Origin of the sequence: Flavobacterium sp. SM15 (genome assembly GCF_022012335.1) — a bacterium.
Lineage (GTDB): Bacteria > Bacteroidota > Bacteroidia > Flavobacteriales > Flavobacteriaceae > Flavobacterium.
Window position 1 is genome coordinate 176,623 of sequence record NZ_JAKLTO010000001.1, and the last position, 19,627, is coordinate 196,249.

At 39.6% G+C, this 19,627-nt stretch carries 17 protein-coding genes and 2 tRNA genes; 6 read left to right on the forward strand and 13 right to left on the reverse strand.

Annotated elements, in window-relative coordinates:
• Positions 1-22: 22 nt before the first annotated feature.
• Both hemW and ruvC read right to left on the reverse strand, forming a co-directional pair.
• Positions 23-1,159, reverse strand: coding sequence for a radical SAM family heme chaperone HemW (gene hemW / locus LZZ90_RS00835; RefSeq protein ID WP_237788789.1), 1,137 nt, complete (start codon positions 1,157-1,159; stop codon positions 23-25).
• A gap of 48 nt (positions 1,160-1,207) precedes the next feature.
• Positions 1,208-1,762: a crossover junction endodeoxyribonuclease RuvC gene (gene ruvC, locus LZZ90_RS00840; protein WP_237788790.1), complete on the reverse strand. Its 555-nt coding sequence runs from the start codon at positions 1,760-1,762 to the stop codon at positions 1,208-1,210.
• A gap of 22 nt (positions 1,763-1,784) precedes the next feature.
• Between ruvC and LZZ90_RS00845 the strand changes: the two genes are divergently transcribed.
• The gene (locus LZZ90_RS00845; protein WP_237789175.1) at positions 1,785-2,729 is read left to right on the forward strand and encodes a lysylphosphatidylglycerol synthase domain-containing protein; all 945 of its coding nucleotides are present in this window, start codon (positions 1,785-1,787) and stop codon (positions 2,727-2,729) included.
• Positions 2,717-3,844, forward strand: a complete 1,128-nt coding sequence (locus LZZ90_RS00850) for a glycosyltransferase (protein ID WP_237788791.1) — start codon at positions 2,717-2,719, stop codon at positions 3,842-3,844. The genes LZZ90_RS00845 and LZZ90_RS00850 overlap by 13 nt, the downstream gene beginning before the upstream one ends.
• A 2-nt stretch (positions 3,845-3,846) precedes the next feature.
• Here LZZ90_RS00850 and LZZ90_RS00855 read toward each other — a convergent pair whose 3' ends face one another.
• On the reverse strand, positions 3,847-4,329 hold the full coding sequence (locus LZZ90_RS00855; protein ID WP_237788792.1) for a hypothetical protein: 483 nt from the start codon (positions 4,327-4,329) through the stop codon (positions 3,847-3,849).
• A 40-nt stretch (positions 4,330-4,369) separates the two neighbouring features.
• Here LZZ90_RS00855 and LZZ90_RS00860 point away from each other — a divergent pair, with 40 nt between their 5' ends.
• Positions 4,370-4,867, forward strand: coding sequence for a DUF456 domain-containing protein (locus tag LZZ90_RS00860; RefSeq protein WP_237788793.1), 498 nt, complete (start codon positions 4,370-4,372; stop codon positions 4,865-4,867).
• Here the strand turns inward: LZZ90_RS00860 and LZZ90_RS00865 are convergent.
• The 9 genes from LZZ90_RS00865 to LZZ90_RS00905 form a co-directional block, all read right to left on the reverse strand.
• The gene (locus LZZ90_RS00865) at positions 4,864-5,721 is read right to left on the reverse strand and encodes a DMT family transporter (RefSeq protein ID WP_237788794.1); all 858 of its coding nucleotides are present in this window, start codon (positions 5,719-5,721) and stop codon (positions 4,864-4,866) included. The two genes, LZZ90_RS00860 and LZZ90_RS00865, sit on opposite strands and share 4 nt — an antisense overlap.
• A gap of 58 nt (positions 5,722-5,779) precedes the next feature.
• Positions 5,780-8,254: a T9SS type A sorting domain-containing protein gene (locus LZZ90_RS00870; protein ID WP_237788795.1), complete on the reverse strand. Its 2,475-nt coding sequence runs from the start codon at positions 8,252-8,254 to the stop codon at positions 5,780-5,782.
• Between the two features lie 153 nt (positions 8,255-8,407).
• Positions 8,408-8,484, reverse strand: a tRNA-Asp gene (locus tag LZZ90_RS00875).
• A gap of 269 nt (positions 8,485-8,753) precedes the next feature.
• Positions 8,754-8,830: transfer RNA gene (locus LZZ90_RS00880), tRNA-Asp, on the reverse strand.
• Positions 8,831-8,917: 87 nt separating this feature from the next.
• On the reverse strand, positions 8,918-9,844 hold the full coding sequence (locus LZZ90_RS00885) for a DUF58 domain-containing protein (RefSeq protein WP_237788796.1): 927 nt from the start codon (positions 9,842-9,844) through the stop codon (positions 8,918-8,920).
• A gap of 215 nt (positions 9,845-10,059) precedes the next feature.
• Entirely contained in the window at positions 10,060-10,377 is a 318-nt protein-coding gene (trxA, locus tag LZZ90_RS00890; RefSeq protein WP_023569337.1) for a thioredoxin, read from the reverse strand.
• Positions 10,378-10,592: 215 nt separating this feature from the next.
• Positions 10,593-15,116, reverse strand: coding sequence for a DNA polymerase III subunit alpha (gene dnaE / locus LZZ90_RS00895; RefSeq protein ID WP_237788797.1), 4,524 nt, complete (start codon positions 15,114-15,116; stop codon positions 10,593-10,595).
• 263 nt (positions 15,117-15,379) lie between these two features.
• Positions 15,380-15,727 carry an RNA-binding protein gene (locus LZZ90_RS00900; protein ID WP_237788798.1) on the reverse strand — a complete coding sequence of 116 codons (348 nt, stop codon included), beginning with the start codon at positions 15,725-15,727 and terminating at the stop codon, positions 15,380-15,382.
• Between the two features lie 129 nt (positions 15,728-15,856).
• Positions 15,857-16,300, reverse strand: a complete 444-nt coding sequence (locus LZZ90_RS00905) for a DUF6252 family protein (RefSeq protein ID WP_237788799.1) — start codon at positions 16,298-16,300, stop codon at positions 15,857-15,859.
• A gap of 208 nt (positions 16,301-16,508) precedes the next feature.
• Here LZZ90_RS00905 and LZZ90_RS00910 point away from each other — a divergent pair, with 208 nt between their 5' ends.
• Genes LZZ90_RS00910 through LZZ90_RS00920 form a run of 3 tightly spaced genes read left to right on the forward strand, consistent with a single transcriptional unit; the run spans position 16,509 to position 18,343 of the window.
• Positions 16,509-17,063, forward strand: a complete 555-nt coding sequence (locus tag LZZ90_RS00910) for a 30S ribosomal protein S16 (RefSeq protein WP_237788800.1) — start codon at positions 16,509-16,511, stop codon at positions 17,061-17,063.
• Between the two features lie 15 nt (positions 17,064-17,078).
• Positions 17,079-17,606: a ribosome maturation factor RimM gene (gene rimM / locus LZZ90_RS00915; RefSeq protein WP_237788801.1), complete on the forward strand. Its 528-nt coding sequence runs from the start codon at positions 17,079-17,081 to the stop codon at positions 17,604-17,606.
• Positions 17,603-18,343, forward strand: coding sequence for a tRNA1(Val) (adenine(37)-N6)-methyltransferase (locus LZZ90_RS00920; protein ID WP_370640602.1), 741 nt, complete (start codon positions 17,603-17,605; stop codon positions 18,341-18,343). The genes rimM and LZZ90_RS00920 overlap by 4 nt, the downstream gene beginning before the upstream one ends.
• Here LZZ90_RS00920 and LZZ90_RS00925 read toward each other — a convergent pair.
• Complete coding sequence (locus LZZ90_RS00925; RefSeq protein ID WP_237788803.1) at positions 18,340-19,626, reverse strand: HlyD family secretion protein; 1,287 nt, start codon at positions 19,624-19,626, stop codon at positions 18,340-18,342. The two genes, LZZ90_RS00920 and LZZ90_RS00925, sit on opposite strands and share 4 nt — an antisense overlap.
• Between the last annotated feature and the right edge of the window lies 1 nt (position 19,627).

The window sequence follows — 19,627 nt, forward strand, 5'->3', positions numbered from 1 at the left end:
GAATTAGTTATACTTTTTAGGATTACTCTTCCAAATTTAAGTAAAATAAATCGGAGGCAATTCCGTCGCAGAAGAATTTTCCTTTTTTAGTGGTACAAAGTATATTATTTTCAAGAATCAGTTTTTCGTCCGCTAAATAACGCTCTGCATTTTGAAGTAAATAATGCAGCATATTTTCTCCAAATTCAGTTTTGATTCTTTCCAAAGAAACACCCCAAACAGTTCGCAATCCGGTCATGATGTATTCGTTGTAACGGTCGGTTTGGGTTAAAGTTTCAATTTCGCTAGGCAATTTATCTTCAGCTAAAGATTTGATGTAAATGGCGTTATTTGCAACATTCCAGCTTCGATTGATTCCGTCGTAGCTGTGTGCTGAAGGTCCTATTCCTAAGTACTTCTTCCCTAACCAATACGCCGAATTGTTCTTCGAAAAGTATTCCGGTTTTCCAAAATTAGACAGTTCGTAATGCACAAAACCATTGGCTTCCAATGTGTCCACCAACATTAAAAACTGCTCATGGGCCACTGCATCATCAGGTTGTGGAACGATTCCTTGCCTGATGAATTGCTGTAAGGCGGTTTTCGGCTCGACCGTTAAAGCATAACTGGAGATGTGCGGAATGTTCAAATCCAACAAAGTCTGAATATTTTGCAGCCATTTTTCATTGGTAAGCCCAGGGATTCCGTAAATCAAATCCGCGGTGATGTTATCAAAATATTTAGTGGCAATTTCAAGGCATTTTTTTGCTTCTTCAGCGTTATGCGCGCGGTTCATCAGCTTTAAATCTTCTTCGTAAAACGATTGGATCCCAATACTTAAACGGTTGATTTTATTTTCTGACAGCGCAATGATTCGCGCTTCGGTTAAATCGTCGGGATTGGCTTCTACAGTGATTTCAGGATTTTCTACTACGTTGTAATTTTTATAGACTTCATCAATCAGTATTTTTAAATCCGAAATTTCTAAAATACTCGGAGTTCCGCCACCGAAATAAATGGTTTCAACGGTTTCATCTGTAAATTCATCTTTGCGCAAACGAATTTCTTTAGCCAATGCCAGTACCATTTCGTCTTTCTTCTTCAGGGAAGTAGAAAAATGAAAATCGCAGTAATGACAGGCCTGCTTGCAGAAAGGGATATGGATGTAGATACCGCTCATATTTTTAGTTTACGGTTGCAGTCACAGTTCACAGTTCTGTAACCAAAACTATTTTTTTATTCTTGATTCATTCTGTTTCACAAACGCATCCCAACCGGAATAACTCTTGCCAACTTCCACTCTTCCGGAATTGAAAAAATGACAAACTGCTGCCGCCAAACCATCGGTAGAATCCAAATTTTTAGGCAATTCTTTTAAACCTAATAATTGTTGCAGCATTTTTGCCACTTGTTCTTTACTGGCATTTCCGTTTCCGGTGATGGCCATTTTGATTTTTTTGGGTTCGTATTCGGTAATTGGAATTTGACGTGATAAACCGGCAGCCATTGCCACCCCTTGTGCGCGTCCTAACTTTAACATCGATTGTACGTTTTTGCCGAAGAAGGGCGCTTCAATGGCAATTTCGTCCGGATGATAGGTGTCGATTAATTCGATGGTACGTTCAAAAATACGCTTTAGTCGCATGTAATGGTCGTCCATTTTGTTGAGCTGCAATTCGTTTAACTGTACAAATTCCATCTTTTTATTCACCACGCGGATGAGTCCGAAACCCATAATGGTTGTTCCGGGGTCGATGCCTAAGATAATACGTTCGTTTGCCAATTTTAATTCGTTATTTTGCGTGATGATTTCTTTCAACAACAAAGCTAAACAATTCCTGGTTCTTATAATCAAACTTTTGATTGTAAGCGGTGCATTTTATTTCATTTACAGCCACCTTGCCCACAACGAGAAACTGGACTGGTCCAAATTCATTTCTCTTTTAAAAGAAAAGCAATCCATCGGAAATATTTCCCTTATTTTGTTCCTTACTTTTTTAAACCGATTCCTTGAAATCTTGAAATGGCAGAATTTGGTAAAAGTGATTCGAGAAATTTCATTAGGAGAAGCTTCTAAACAAGTACTAGGAGCCTTAACGGCAGGATTGTTCACCCCCAACGGAATTGGAGAATATGCCGGAAAAGCGTTGTTCTTCTCAAAAGACAAAGCTAAAAAAGTGGTCTTTCTGAACCTTATCTGCAACGGGATTCAAATGCTGCTCACGATTCTTTTCGGAATTTTCGGTTTGTTGTATTTTAACGCAAATTTCAAGGTAATCACCACAGCAACCGTTGGTGTTTTATTTGGAGCGCTCACACTTCTTCTGCTTATTTTATTCTTCACCAAAAAAATCAGCATTAAAGGCTACTCACTTGAAAAACTGATCCATAAAATCAACGAAATCCCAAAACCGATCCACCGAAAAAACATTTTGTTGGCTATTGGTCGCTATTTGGTTTTCTCGCATCAATATTATTTCCTATTTTTAATTTTCGATGTACAGCTTCCGTATTTAATTTTGATGGCCACCATTACAAGTGTTTATTTTTTAGCTTCGTCCTTACCTAGTTTTCAATTTCTGGATTTTGCGGTAAAAGGAAGTGTAGCCGTTTATTTTTTCGGATTACTGGGTGTAAACGAATGGATTGTGGTGTTTATCAGCACTTTGATGTGGTTCCTGAATACCGTAATCCCAGTGGTTATCGGAAGTTATTTTGTTTTAAATTTTAAAGCGCAATGGAAATCGTAAACTTGTTATTTGCACTGATTTTTATCAATTACGTTATTTTTATCGGATTGCTGATTTGGGGATTTTCAAAAATAAAATCATTCAAAAAAACTGCTTCCGAAAACAAAACGTCTTTTTCTGTAGTTATTCCGTTTCGTAATGAAGAAAAAAAACTGCCCGAATTATTGGAATCGTTTTCACATCTAAAATACCCCAAAGAACAATTCGAACTTATTTTTGTAAACGATGCTTCCAGCGACGAATCCGAACGCACCATCAACCGCTGGCGCATGGAAAATCCGTGGATACATTTAACGATTCTTGACAATGTTCGCATTTCAAAATCACCCAAAAAAGATGCCATACAACGCGCGGTAACCATAGCCAAAAACCCTTGGATTATCACTACCGATGCCGATTGTGAAGTACAACCCGAGTGGCTTACCACATACGACAATTACATTCAAAATAACGAAGTGGAAATGATTGCCGGAGCAGTGCGATTTCCATCCAGAGGATTGCTGCTCTCGCATTTTCAGCAGCTGGATTTACTGAGTTTACAAGGTGCCACTATTGGAAGTTTTGGTTTAAAGGAAGCCTTCATGTGCAACGGAGCCAATTTTGCTTACACCAAGAAATTGTTTTGGGACTTGGAAGGCTTCAAAGGCAACAACCATATTGCCAGTGGTGACGACGTTTTTCTACTGCAAAAAGCTATGGCAAAAGTTCCCAAAAAAGTGCATTATTTAAAAGCAAAAGAAGCCATCGTAACCACAAAACCGGAAAAAAGCTGGGCAAAATTATTCAAACAGCGTGTGCGTTGGGCTTCGAAAGCTACAGCGTATCAAAGTGATTTTTCCAAAGGCCTTGCCATTATTGTTTTATTGGCTAATTTATCCTTACTGATTGGCGCACTGCTTGTAATTTTCGGATTGATGTCATGGCAATTGCTGACCGTACTGTTCGGAATAAAATTCTTGATTGATTTCTTTTTGATGTATAAAACCAATAAATTTCTGGGAATGCGCCTGTATTCGGCACCAATTAGCGCTATTATTTACCCGATTTTCAGTACGGTTGTCGCCATTTATTCCCTGATAGGTGGTTTTGAGTGGAAACGGGAGAATATTAAATAAAACTACTCCGACTTTAAAATAACCGGTAACACAAACTGGGTTTTCACAGGAACCCCGCGTTTAATTGCTGGATTAACTTTCGGAAAATCGACTAATTTGGCATGGAGGATGCTGTCGATTTTTATGGTATCATAAGCTACGCTGTCTTTCGGAAATTGAGGTTCGAATTGCAAACGCGCATCGGGAAACACCGTTACTTTTACTTCTATAGTATCAACTTCAGGATAAAGGATTTTTAAGGTATCAACACTTAATTTTTCCTGAATTGTTTGGGTCAAATATTCAAAAAAACATTGGCGGCGTTGTGCCTCGTCTGTAATCACTTCACAAGCGTCTACCGTTGGAAACGCATCTACTTTTTTCCAGTCAATTTTCTGTAATTCTTTTTGCAGAAGTTCTTCTTCCGAGGGCGTTTTTTTATCAAACAGCTGACAAGACACCATCACAAGAGAAAAGAAAAAGAGTACAAAAAGTTTTTTTAGCATGAAAATTGTAACTTTAAAAGCCAAAAATAGTAAAAATTTTATGGAATACTTTTTATTACTCGCGGGATTTACATGCATGATCGTTGGAATTTTAGGAAGCTTCCTTCCGGTTTTGCCCGGACCACCAATCAGCTGGGTAGGTTTACTGCTATTGTACCTTACCAAAACAGTTCCGAATGACTATTGGGTTTTAGGCATTACGCTGTTAATCGCCTTAATCGTTATAATTCTGGATTATGTGATACCGGCCAAAGGAACCAAACGTTTTGGAGGCAGCTCGTATGGTGTTTGGGGAACCAATATCGGGTTAGTGGTTGGGTTGATTGCACCAATTCCTTTTGGTGTAATTATTGGTCCTTTCCTCGGAGCTTTACTAGGCGAACTTATTTACGACAAAGACCACAAACGCGCTGTAAAAGCGGCAACCGGTTCATTTGTTGGTTTTCTGGCTTCTACGTTTATGAAATTTGTGGTGTGCGTAATGTATTTTGGTTTATTTCTGATGAAAGTTTGGGAATTCAGAAGCAGTTGGTTCTAACTTTCTTTGGTTTTATAAAAAGTGATTCCGATGCCGATTAAAATGATTAGTCCGCCAATAAGCATCTGAAGGGTAATGATTTCTCCCAAAAACAACCAGGCAATCAATGAGGTCACCAACACCTGACTAAGCAAACTTAACGAAACGCGGTTGGCTTCCATCTTTTGGGTCACATAACTCAGCAATGTCCAGGCAATCAACTGACAAACAATTCCCTGCACCACCAAAACACCCCAAACCGAAGTGGAAAAACCGAAAAACGGTTGTTTATAAACAAGGCAAATCCCGCCTATGAAAAGACTTGAAACCGCCATGCTGTAGGTAATAAAACTTAAGGACGACATTTGTCGAAGCACGTATTTGCTGAGCAACATGTAAATCGCATAGAAAACGCCGGACAATATTCCAAAGACAAAACCAATGTCAAATTTAAACTGATAAAACGTTTCCGTTCCGATTAAAACCACCATACCGACCAGCGCCAAAAATGCCCCGATCCAAAAATTCCTGTTGGGTTTCTCCGGTAAAAAGAAAAACATGCCCAAACCCACCCAAATTGGCGCCAAATTGGTAAGCAGAGTAGCTTGTGTAGCTGTAGATTTTTGAATGGCAATGTTCCAAACTGCAATATCAGAACCGAAACAAATTCCGCACAAAACTATAATCCAAGCTGTTCGAGTGTTTGGTTTTTCTAATTTTTTCTTAAACAAAACAATGGGAAGAAGTAGGGCAAAAGCAATCGCCATTCTATAAAACGCAGAACTCAAACCGGAAACCGGAGTCGCTTTTACCAAAACCGGAAAAAGGGAAATGCAAAAAATACCAATTAGTAAGGCCAGCTTTGGGTTTTTCATTCTTTTTGACTTGAAAAACAAATATAAAATAAAAGCCTCGAATTATCGAGGCTTTCGTTTATTCAACTAGTAGTTTCTTAATTGTTTTCAGATTGGATTTCGTGGTAACTTCAATCAAATACATTCCTTTTGCCACTCCCGACAAATCAATGGTTTCAGAAGCAGTTGCTGTTGTGAACGACTTGGTAGCGATCATTTTTCCTGTCAAATCGTAAACCGCGATACTTGAAAGGAAATCATTATTGTTTTTAACTGAAACCGTCACTAAATCTTTTACAGGATTCGGATAGAAGCCAAATACAGCATTTTCAAACTCCTCCACACCAAGTTGGGAAACAAATTCCGTATTGAACGTATTGGTCACGATTGCCGGATTGTAATCAAAATAAATTGAGGCAGTACTTGGGATGATATCTCCAACCGCATAACCCGGTTTTGGTTTTATCCTGTAAACAACATATCCCTTGCTTAAATTAGGGTTTTGACTGGTCGCTGCTAAGTTGATGTTCTTAAAATCCCAATTGATGTTCGTTCCAACACGATCCATGATAAAGTTGTGGCTTGAACTCACCATTTTTAAAGACGTTTCATCCAATTTGGCATCCAAAACATTATTCACTTTTACATTAAGAGCTGATGCCGAGCCTGTGTTTTCAAAACGCACGGTGTAATACAAGTACTCATCAGAATCAAAACCTGCATGGATAATTTTCGCTCCATGAGACTCCATAATGTCGTTCGGGTCGTAGGAACCAACAACTACTGCAATTAATTCTGAAGAGTTATTATCTGCAATAGCATCAACTGTTGGCAGTATTGAAACCGCAACAGAATTAGTTAAAAGATTCCCTAATTCAATGATTGGAATAGTCGGCACCTGCATGGTTACTTCAATGGTTCGGGTCTCAAAAGGCTGAAGGTTTGTAAAATCATAGGTAAAACCATTAGCTGTAGAAACCGTTCCTGTTTGAGAGACCGCTGTTATACTCAAAGCTGCATCTTTGGTGAAAGCAATTGTACCATTTGCAATCTGATTTCCGTTATTCGTATAAACAATCTTGTTTTTATAAGCAAAACCCGGTCGAGGCTGTCCCATAGCAAAAACTTGTGTACTTACATCGTTGTAAGGAGAAGTTGGAACAACTGGAAAATTAATCTGATTAATTCCAGCCGAGGTTAGTACAATATCATTATAAACAGTCGTGCTCAAAGCATAAAATGGCGCATATTCGGAGTTGATCTGATAACCAAAGTCATAGGTATTGGCAGCATTTGCATCAATAATATTCAAAAACCCGCTGGAGGTTGCTATATTGTGCACATCGCCTGTATTATTTTTTTGATAATTGAACTGACCAGACAGAAAATTAATTTCCCCTGTATCTTTTAACCCATTGGAATTATTGTCCAAAAACGCTTCCAGTTTGAAACCAGCACAACTCAAAACAGCATCTCCTCCAGTTTGAGTAATCCTGATAAACCCAGGGTCATCACTGAAATTGGTTACCATCAAATAATAATAAGACCCGGCCTGAACGGAAGCCAGATTGATGCTTTCTACTGATTGAGCCGAATAACTACAACTCAAACTCGCGGTAAGCTGTCCATTGCATGGTGTTACAGGTTCGCTAAAAGGCCCGTATAAAACATAATCGGCATCCAAATCAGCTTGTACAAAATCAATGGAAGTACTCTGTTCAATTACCATATTTAAACTTCCGGATGAATTTACGGAAAAATAAAACCACGCCGGATTCGGTGTAGAACTCAAACACCCCATAGTTCCTTGATTTGCCACACTAGTGGTATTAGGAAAGGCCACCCCCAACATCCCGCATAAAGAAGATGCTCCTAAACAAGTTGCATTTCCGGAAGGCACGCACGAAAGGGTTGTAAAAGCTGGAGATGCAATCCAACCACTCGAAGCGGTAGAATCGCAAATAGTTCTAACATAAGCCTTATATTGGGTATTACATGATAAACCTGTGGCAACAAAAGTATTTGAAGAGACTAAGATTCCAACATCCGACAATAAAGGTGATGGACTTGAAGCAGGCAATACTAAAACTTCTGATTGCGATCCTGCTGTTGCAGTATTCCAGCTAATAGAAGAAGAAGTTTGACTTATATTGCTTGATGAAACACTTAAAGGTCTTATACAACTTGTTGAACAATTAACCATTCCTGAAAATAAAAGACTGTTCTGGGATCCAACGCCAGGTAGTTTTCTATATACCGGATCTCCTGAAGCATTATTTACTGTAACTCCTACCTGAAAAGACGAAGTCCCTCCTGTGTTCCAAAAAAGCTGAAAAGGCTGATTATCCTGTAAAGCAACCTGAACCGTAACAGGCCCGGCTCCAGAGGTAAACGTTGAGCCGATAGTTGCTACGGTAACCCCATTTTGTTTAATGCTCATAGTGTTTCCACCCCATCCGTTATTCCCGGAATCAGTCATTACAAAACTATAATTACATTGCGAAACAGCAACCAAAGACCAAAAAAAGAAAAATAATAGTAATTGTTTTTTCATACTTGTCTTAATAAAAATTACTTAGTCAAACTCAAAGAAAACCATTTCAAAATAAACACTAAACTCTTTAAATAAATTTCACATTTATTTTCGAAAGTAAGAAAAATATAACAAAATAAAAAAGCCCTACAAAATGTAGAGCTTTTTAATTACTGGCGGTCTGGACGGGACTCGAACCCGCGACCCCATGCGTGACAGGCATGTATTCTAACCAACTGAACTACCAAACCAGTTTTTTATTTCGAGTGCGAAAATAGCACGTTTTTATTGTATTTGCAAGGATTTAAGCAAGAAAAATAAATATTTTTTATAAGTTACTGAAAGTCAATTTCAAAGAATCAGAAAGGGTATAAATCAAAAAAGCCCTCCAATTAAATGGAAAGCTTTTCATTGGTCTAACTACTAAACCTGGTACTTTCGTACCTAAACAACACAACTATTTTAAATATTTTAAGAGGGCAAAAAAGCCTTTCTTTATTTCGAAAGGCTTCCTCTTTACTGGCGGTCTGGACGGGACTCGAACCCGCGACCCCATGCGTGACAGGCATGTATTCTAACCAACTGAACTACCAAACCAGTGCTTTATTGCGGATGCAAATATACAACCCTTTTCAAATCCTGCAAATATTTTTTCAATAGTTTTTAAATTTTAACATTTAAACATTACCCAAACTTCTGTTTTTCAATAAGATAAGCGGTTAAAATTTTTTCAAATTTTTCATCAACCGAGACCGGAACATACTTGATTTTGTATTGCGAACAAGTATTAGCCACTTGCTCAAAATAAACTTCCACCAACTTTTCATATTCCGATTTTACATTTTCTGCAAAAAGGTTTACCTGTTCTCCGGTTTCCAGATCAATGAATTTTCTCGGAGCATTGTCAAAATCAAACTTAAATTCCGTCTTTTTATCAATTACATGAAACAAGACCACTTTGTGTTTGTTGTGCTTTAAATGCTGCAACGCTTTAAACAAACGCTCGTTACTTTCTCCCTGAAACATATCGGTAAACAAAATCACCATCGAGCGGCGGTGCAATTTCTCGGCAATATGGTGCAGATAGGTAATCGTGTCGGTTGTTTTGGTTTCTTTTGGCGTTTGCAAAATTCCTTCCAACTGATTCAACAGCATACGGTGATGCCGCTCACTTCCTTTTTCCGGCGCATAATACTCATAGGTATCCGAATACACGCTCAATCCAACTGCATCGCGTTGTTTCTTGAGCAAATTCATCAAAACTGCCGAAGCCAATACCGAAAACCCGATTTTATTCTCGTAAAACAACTGCCCTTCTTTCAGTTTCGGATAATGCATTGAAGAGGAATTGTCGATGATTAAATGACAGCGTAAATTGGTTTCCTCCTCAAAGCGTTTGGTGTACAAACGATCGGTTTTAGCAAAGAGTTTCCAGTCGATGTGCTTGGTGCTTTCGCCGGCGTTATAAATTTTATGCTCCGCAAATTCTGCGGAAAAACCATGAAACGGCGATTTGTGCATGCCCGAAATAAAGCCTTCCACAATTTGGTTGGCCAATAATTCAAGATGCTGAAAACTGGATATTTTCGCGATTTGACTCTCGATCTTCATCTTCCAAAGATATTGAAAGATTGAATGATTGAAAAATTTAAAGATTAAAAGATTCCAAAAGAAAAAAATAGTTTCCCTCCTAGCCCTGATGGGAGCGAGCTACCGTGTAGCGCGGACAGCAGGAACAAAGTTTTTAAAAACGCCCAAACCCTTCGCTCCAAAACAAAAAAGGCCCGACTTGCGCCGAACCTTATATTGTGAACACTTCTTATCAATTATAATAAAGCGTCGATAGCCTCTGTGTAGGTATTTTTAGGTGCAACTCCTACTTGTCTTCCAACCACTTCTCCGTTTTGGAACACCAATACCGTAGGAATGTTACGAACCCCGTATTTTGCAGCAAACTCTTGGTTCGCATCTACATCCACCTTACCGATTACGGCTTTACCAGCATACTCTTCGCTGATTTGGTCGATGATTGGCGCCACCATACGACACGGTCCACACCACGCTGCCCAAAAATCTACTAATACCGGTTTATCTGATTTTAATACTACTTCGTCAAAAGTAGCATCTGTAATTGCTAATGCCATTTTAATGTTGTTTAAAATTGTTGAACAAAAATAAAACTTTATTTTGAATCCCAATCGGTTTGAAAATCAGTTTTCATTATGTTATCATTGGTATTTTTTATTGGTAGCTTTTTCCCGCTGTACGTTCCAATCTTTTCAATTACCACATTTCGACTCCGCTCAACGTGCCAATTAAAAAGGATTTCCACTTCCATCGGGGCTAGGGGTTTGGCTCTTTAATTCAGTTTAAAATTAATTTGCAAACGATCCAGTTCGTTCAACACCGCATTGGAAATCCCCACTTTAAGTTTTCTGCTTGGCATACTGAGTTTGGTAATCACCTTAATTTCTTCTTTTTCCTCGGGAACGGTTAACTCCACTTCGTCCAAACTTTCATCCGCATCACCCACCTCATCCGAATCGTTCATTTCACTCACTATGGGCACTTCCACAATGGTTTTCACGCGCTCGAGTTCCATCACTTCAAAAGTTACCGTGGTTTCTCCGGCATTGGCTTTGAACAATTCGTTCAGTTCCATGATGAGTTGTTCGCGAAGCTCGGAAATCGAAAACTGTAAAATCAGTTTTTTGGAAAACTTCGGCAACACGTCCTGCAACTGCAACACATCCACAAACTGCAAACGCGGATCGGATTTTTTACCGGTTTCCTTATTGGTCCAACCTTCTTTCACGTTCAAACGGATGTACACAAAATGGTTCTGTCCCAAATAATGACGGAATCTTAGGTATTCCTCATCAAAAATCCTAAACTCATAACTTTCGTCGTAGCCTTCCAAATTGAAGGTCGCCCAGCCTTTTCCGTTTTTAGCCACTCGGTGCTGTACGTTGGTTACGATTCCTCCAACCGCTATATTTTTTCCAACAAATGGGTTTAAATCTTTTAAAGCCTCCAAACGTGTCGGGCAGAAATACTTCATTTCAAATTTGTAATCATCCAGCGGATGTCCGGAAATGTAGATCCCAACAACCTCTTTCTCTTTGGCCAATTTTTCCATCGTAAACCATTCCTCACACGGTGGCACGGTTGGTTCCGGAATTTGTACTTCTGAAGCATCGCCAAACAAACTTACCTGAGACGAGTTTTCATTCTCCTGCGTTTTAGAACCATAGCGCATCGCCTTTTCCAAAAACGTAATATTATCCCCATCGTGATGAAAATATTGGGCCCGATGGGTATTCTCAAAACAATCAAAACCACCTGCTAAAGCCAAGTTTTCAAAGGCTTTTTTATTCGCAGCTCGTAAATCAATGCGTTTGGCCAAATCAAAGATGGATTTGTATTTTCCGTCTTTACGAGTATCGACTATAGTTTTTACAGCACCTTCTCCCACACCTTTGATCGCGCCCATTCCGAAACGCACCGCATAATTTTCGTTTACCGTAAATTTATAAAACGATTCGTTTACATCGGGACCTAATACATCCAAGCCCATGCGTTTACATTCCTCCATAAAGAACGAAACCTGTTTGATATCGTTCATGTTGTTGGAAAGTACCGCTGCCATGTATTCCGCGGGATAGTGTGCTTTCAGATAAGCCGTTTGATAAGCAATCCAAGCATAACAGGTGGAGTGGGATTTATTGAAGGCGTAACTCGCAAACGCTTCCCAGTCCGTCCAAATCTTGTCTAATTTTTTCTCATCATGACCGTTAGCCATCGCCTGATCAATGAACTTGGACTTCATTTTATCCAAGACATCTTTCTGCTTTTTACCCATCGCTTTACGAAGAACGTCGGCATCCCCTTTGGAGAAGTTTGCCAGCTTCTGCGACAAAAGCATCACCTGCTCCTGATAAACGGTAATCCCATAGGTTTCCGCTAAATATTCTTCACAAGCATCAAGGTCATAGGTGATTTCCTCTTCTCCGTTTTTTCTTTTTACGAAAGACGGAATGTACTCCAACGGTCCCGGACGATAAAGCGCATTCATCGCAATCAAATCTCCAAAAACCGTAGGTTTCAGCTCTTTCATGTATTTCTGCATCCCGGGCGACTCGTACTGGAAAATCCCGACGGTTTCCCCCCTTTGGAACAGTTCATATGTTTTTTGATCGTCAATTGGAAAAGTGTCCGGATCAAGCAAGATTCCGGTACGGTATTTTACCAATTTAACGGTATCTTTTATTAAGGTAAGGGTTTTTAATCCCAAGAAGTCCATTTTCAGAAGACCGGCACTTTCCGCGACCGAGTTGTCGAACTGCGTTACGTACAAATCGGAATCTTTTGCAGTGGTTACCGGAACGAAATTAGTAATGTCATCCGGAGTAATAATCACCCCACAGGCGTGAATTCCTGTATTTCGTAAGGAACCTTCCAACATTTTTGCCTGTTGAATGGTTTCTCCGGCCAAATCCTCTTCCTTAGCAATGGCAATTAATTCTTTAACGCGGTCGAATTCCTCCGAAGATTTCAAGGCTTTTTTTACTTCGCCTTCGTCTTCTGCTAAAAAACGTGCCAAGTTCCATTTGCTCGGCATCATTCCCGGAATCAATTTCGCAATTCTATCGGCTTCAAATAGCGGCAAATCCAATACACGAGCGGTATCCCGAATCGCTGATTTGGTTGCCATTTTACCGTAAGTAATGATCTGCGCTACTTGATTCGCTCCGTATTTGTTGATTACGTAATCCATTACCAACCCACGGCCTTCGTCATCAAAGTCAATATCAATATCGGGCATCGATACACGATCCGGATTTAAGAAACGCTCAAAAAGCAAATCGTATTTAATCGGGTCGATGTTGGTGATTCCCAAACAATAAGCAACGGCAGAACCCGCAGCGGAACCACGACCAGGACCTACTGAAACTCCCATTTTTCGCGCTTCGGCAATGAAATCCTGTACAATCAAAAAGTAACCGGGGTAGCCCGAATTCGAAATGGTTAGCAACTCAAAATCCAGACGTTCGCGAATCTCCTCAGTAATTTCCGGATAACGTCGTTCCGCTCCGGCATACGTTAAATGGCGTAAATAGGCATTTTCTCCACGCACTCCGCCATCGGCTTTATCTTCTTCAACTTTGAATTCGTCCGGAATGTCAAATTTAGGAAGCAATACGTCGCGGTACAGCGAATACGCTTCCACTTTATCAATGATTTCCTGAATGTTGATGATGGCTTCCGGCAAATCGGCGAAGAGTTTTTTCATCTCCGCTTCCGACTTGAAATAGTATTCCTGATTCGGCATCCCGTAACGGTAGCCACGCCCTCTTCCGATTGGAGTAGCCTGTTTCTCTCCATCTTTCACACACAATAAAATATCGTGGGCGTTGGCGTCTTCTTTGGCTACGTAATAGGTATTGTTGGTGGCAATCAGTTTTACGTTGTATTTACGGGCAAAAGCAATCAGGGTTTGGTTTACACGATTTTCGTCTTCCTGATTGTGACGCATTACTTCGATGTAGAAATCGTCCGCGAATTGATTTTTCCACCACACCAGCGCCTCTTCCGCCTGATTTTCACCGATATTCAAAATTTTGCTCGGAATTTCCCCATAGAGGTTTCCGGACAAAACAATAATATCTTCTTTGTATTGTTCAACTACCAAGCGGTTGATTCTCGGTACATAATAAAAACCTTCCGTATAGGCGATGGACGCCATTTTGGCTAAATTATGATACCCTTTTTTATTCTTAGCCAGAAAAACTACTTGATATCCGTTGTCTTTTTTGGTCTTGTCTTTATGGTCTTCACAAATATTGAAGGTACACCCTACAATTGGTTTTACGATAGTTTCCGTTGGAGCTTCACCGTTTTCCTCAGCCGCTTTATTTTTGGCTTCCGCAGCTTTGTTGTGGTTGAATACAGCGCTCACAAAGTGAAACGCACCCATCATGTTCCCCACATCGGTCATGGCTACCGCAGGCATTTTGTTTTTCACAGCTGCATTTACTAAATCATTGATTGAAATGGTAGATTGTAGTACCGAAAACTGGGAATGGTTATGCAGGTGGACATAAGCCGCATGCTCTAAATCTTTTTTATCTTCTTCGGAAATGGTTTGCCTAACTTCTTCCTGCTGAATTTGTTTTAAACGCGCACGAATTTCATCGGACGCTTTTTTCAGGTTGATGTGCTTTAAACCAATCAGCTGGATTTCCTGAGGATTGTTCTCGCGGAAACGGTCGTAATAATCTTCGGTTACATCAAGCTCTTCCTTGGTAAAAACCTCACGTTTGATTAATTCTAAGAAACAGCGTGTAGTGGCTTCCACGTCGGCGGTTGCGTTGTGGGCCTCTGCAAACGGCTCTCCAAATAAATATTGGTGTAATTCCGTTAGTGTTGGCAGTTTGTATCTTCCGCCACGACCTCCGGGTAGTTTTAATAATTCTGCAGTGGTTTCGGTACAAGTGTCTAAAACCGGCATTTTTACCATATCGGAACCTACATTCATACGATGGAACTCACACCCCATGATATTCACGTCGAAACCTACGTTCTGACCAACAATATATTTTGCTTTGGATAAAGCGATATTGAATTTCTCCAACACTTCCAATAACGAAATTCCCTGCTCCATGGCCAATTCGGTGGAAATTCCGTGAATACGCTCAGCATCGTAAGGAATGTTGAAGCCTTCCGGTTTGACCAAATAGTCCTGATGCTCGACAAGATTTCCCATCTCGTCGTGCAGCTGCCAGGCAATTTGAATACAACGTGGCCAATTGTCGGTATCGGTTATGGGTGCCGACCAACTGCGCGGTAATCCGGTGGTTTCGGTATCGAAGATTAAATACATTCGGTTGATTTTTAAGCTTTAAGCACTGAATTCAAAAGAATTTTATGCTGAAACAAAAATACATTTTCGCAGGCGGATTGTCAATTTTAGTTATTAACAAACACAAAAGAGGCTGCTTTTTTAGCCCCGGTTGAGCCGGTAGCTCCCGATTTATCGGGACTTAAGGCGAAGACGGGAACAGGGATTCCTGAAAAGCCCAAACCTCTCGCTCAAAAAAAAACCACCTCGATGTGAGATGGTTTTGTAATTCTATAGAATAAAGTCTAGTATCTTCCTCCTCTATTTCCACCGCCATAGTTTCCACCACCACGGTTGTTTCCGTAACCTCCGCCTGAACGGTTGTTATTAAAACTTCTTCTTTCACCTTCCGGTTTCGGTTCTGATTTGTTAACTACAATTGCACGACCACCAACAGTAGCACCGTTTAATTCGTCAATTGCTTTCTGAGCTTCCTCATCGTTTTCCATCTCTACGAAACCAAAACCTTTACTTCTTCCTGTAAATTTATCAGTAATAATTTTAACTGAATTTACAGCACCATAAGCCTCGAAAGACCCTCTTAAATCTGCCTCGTCGATTGAAAACGGAAGACTCCCAACAAAAATGTTCATATAATTATTTTAAAAATTTCGGTAAAGATAGGATAATAATTTTGTAAACCGCTCACAATTAACCTTTTATTTTAAACAAAAAACCACCCTGATTTAGAGTGGCTTAATTTACTTTTCGAGATTTTAATCTTATTGAATAGGGATTTTATAAAAATCTCCCTTAGTAAAGTTAACCTCATTGCCATCCTCGTCTTGGGCAACAAACTCAAATTTTCCCGTAATGGTTCCCGGAGTCTGGTTTGGCGTAATAGTAATAACACCTGAACCAATACTTGGCCCGGTTTCAAAATAAGCCCCAGTAGCCGGAGTTGATTCAAAAGTAGCTGTATTAACATCATTTAAACCCAATAAATAGGTTCCAGCAGTAGCCGCATTAGTGTGAAGCGTAACAATTTCCGACCCCACAGTTGCTACAATGGTTATACCATTAGCATCAGCAAAAGCAGTCATACTGTTTGCCTGCCAAAAATTATTATTTTTATTAGCCTGAAATGCAGGACTGTTCACCTTAATATCCTCACTGCAAGAGGTTACCGCCAAAACAAGAGCAAGTAATGCAACTATTTTTTTCATCGTTATTTTGTGTTTTGAAAAATGTTTCACAAAAATAACTTTAAATTAATCAAAACCAATTTTTTTCTTTTAAAGTTCAACTTACAGAAAATCAAAACGATATCTGTTTCAAAAATCCTTGCAAAAATTATTTTGTATCATAAAGTTTTATATCTTTGCACCCTTAATTAATCGAGGTCGTGTACCTCAAAATTTAATCTAAAAGATTATGTCAGTAAAAATCAGATTACAAAGACATGGTAAAAAAGGGAAACCTTTTTACTGGATCGTAGCAGCAGATGCTCGCGCGAAAAGAGATGGTAGATTCTTAGAGAAAATCGGAACTTACAATCCAAACACTAACCCTGCAACTATCGACTTGAATTTAGACAAGGCAGTTACTTGGTTATTCAACGGTGCTCAGCCTACTGACACTGCAAGAGCTATCCTTTCTTACAAAGGTGCTTTATTAAAACACCACTTAGAAGGTGGAGTTCGCAAAGGCGCTTTAACTGCTGAACAAGCTGAAGCTAAATTAGCTGCTTGGTTAGAGGAGAAAGCTGGAAAAGTTACTGCGAAAAAAGACGGTTTAGCAAAATCGAAAGCTGATGTTAAAGCTGAGGCTTTAAAAGCTGAAAAAGCTGCTAACGAAAAACGTATCGCTGCTCAGGCTGAAGCTGCAAAAGCAGAAGAAGCTACAGAAGAGGTTGCTGAAGAAGTAGCGGAAGCTGCTACTGAAGAAGCTCCAGCTGTAGAGGAGAACAACGAAGAAACTCAAGCTTAATTTTAAAGCGGTTCCATGCGTAAAGAAGAGTGTTTCTATTTAGGTAAAATCGCAAAAAAATTTAGTTTTAAGGGAGAAGTCCTGGTGTATTTAGACACCGACGAACCCGAAATGTATGAAGATTTGGAATCGGTTTTTGTCGAAGTAGGCAAAAACCTGATTCCTTTTTTTATTGAAAAAAGTCAGCTTCACAAAGGCGACTTTTTAAGAGTAAAGTTTGAAGAGGTAGACAGCGAAGAAGATGCCGATCGAATTTTAGGAAGCGAAGTTTACCTTCCCTTAACAATGTTACCGAAACTTGACGGTAAAAAATTCTACTTTCACGAAGTAATTGGTTTTGATGTAGAAGATACACGCTTAGGCAATATCGGAAAAATCGTTTCCATTAACGATTCTACAGCACAACCGCTTTTCGAAATCATGAAGGGCGATGTTGAAATCCTGATTCCAATGATTGACGATTTTATTGTGGAAATCGATCGCGCCAACAAAAAAGTGGTTTTAAATACTCCTGAAGGATTGGTAGATCTGTATTTAGGATAGTTTACAGTCACACTAAGCAGAAACACCCAATCATGTTTCAATTTAAACAATTCAAAATAGAACAAGATCGTTGCGCCATGAAAGTGGGTACCGACGGCGTTTTATTGGGCGCTTGGACTCCCTTAATCAACAATCCTTTCAATATTTTGGATATTGGAGCAGGAACTGGTTTGGTTGCTTTGATGTTAGCGCAACGCAGCAATGCCGAACAGATTGACGCCATTGAAATTGACGACGACGCTTACGAGCAAGCCACCGAAAACTTCGAAAATTCCCCTTGGAACGATCGTTTATACTGCTATCACGCAGGTTTGGACGAGTTTGTAGACGAAGTAGACGAAGAGTTCGACCTGATCGTTTCCAACCCTCCCTTTTATACCGATGAATACAAATCCGGAGACAACCAGCGTGACAACGCACGATTTGAAGATTCCCTTCCTTTTGAAGATTTAGTCGAAGCTGCTGATTTTTTTCTATCGGAAAATGGTGTTTTTTCCTTGATCATTCCTTTTAAAGAAGAAGAAAAGTTAAAAACTCTTTGCCAAGAAAGAGGATTGTTTCCTTTGAAAATCACCCGCGTTAAAGGTACTCCTACAACAGAAATCAAACGAAGTTTAATGGCATTTTCAAGAATTAACCAAGCTCCTTTAGTTGACGAATTGGTTATTGAAACAGCACGCCATCAATACACTTCTGAATACATCGAATTAACCAAAGAGTTTTACCTGAAACTTTAAGCAGTCTTAAACAACTCACGGAATTGATACAGAATTCGTTCCAATAAACGCAAATCTTCGGTGATAATTTCGGCCGAACCTTTCATTTCCTGCTGAAAAGGGATCACTTTCTTGTAATTGGTTTTTAGAATCTTCGGCAAAGCAACATCCATCATTATGTTTCCGTCTTTATCCGGAACCAATGCGATATTTTTCACTTCGCCTTTCAACACCCCAAATTCACGATCAGGGTAATTCGCCAAACGGATATTGACCTGCTGTCCTACTTTAATTTTACCCGAATTTCGTGCCGGAGCTTTCACTTTTCCAACATAACCCTCCTGAACTTTAGGAACGATTGAAAACACGTTTTCCCCGGAAGAGATTGTTTGGTTTTCTACCCAAATCTGCAAAAAAGAAACTTCACCCTCTATGGAAGACCGCAAAACATAATTAAGCTCCCAATCTTTAATTACCTTCCTTAATTGGTAAAACGACTGTGCGACATTGCGCTCCAGATTCACTTCTTCTTTTGTCCCGCTGATTTGGGTTCCTTTAACCGCTCGTTTGTTGTCTATTAAAGACGAACGGAGCTGAGAAATAGAAGTTTGCAGGTTTTTAAAATTCTTCTCGGATTGCAAAAAAGAAAGTTTCTTCACTTCAAATTCCTGATCCGAAATCACTCCCTTTTTATGAAGCGTGGCATACCGATTCAATTCGTTTTTCTGCAGTTTCAATTCCTGCTCATTGATTTCTTTTTGCTGAAGCAGTAATTTCAAGCGCTCTGCCAACTGTCCGCTTTCCGATTGCTGTGCATTGGCCTCTACCTGAAAAGGCTGTAAATTGGTATTTAAATTCTCAGCCACATAGTCTTTGTGAAAAACCGAATAGGCATTTTCGATTTCTCCCAATTGAGCGTTATTCAATTTTTCAAACGCAAAAGACATTCCTGGTTTAAAACTATCCAATAATGATTTTAAAACAAATACATCCTGATAACGCGCCGAATTTTCAATGACCGCCAGAGGCGTATTTTCCTTTACCTGTGAATGATCTTTAACCAAGATTGCCTCAATTCTTCCGGAAGTTTTGGCTACCAGTTTTTCCGGCGGAACATTGGTGGTAATTACAATATCAGAGGCAACTACATCAGGATAACGTAAAAACCAGGATAACATCAGCATCATAATGATAATCACCAAAACCAAAAGACTACCCCATCGAATCATCCAATGCGGAACCTTGGTGAGAATATCTTGTACTTCCTCACTTCTCAATTCAAAATCTTGCGTATCTTCTGTCATG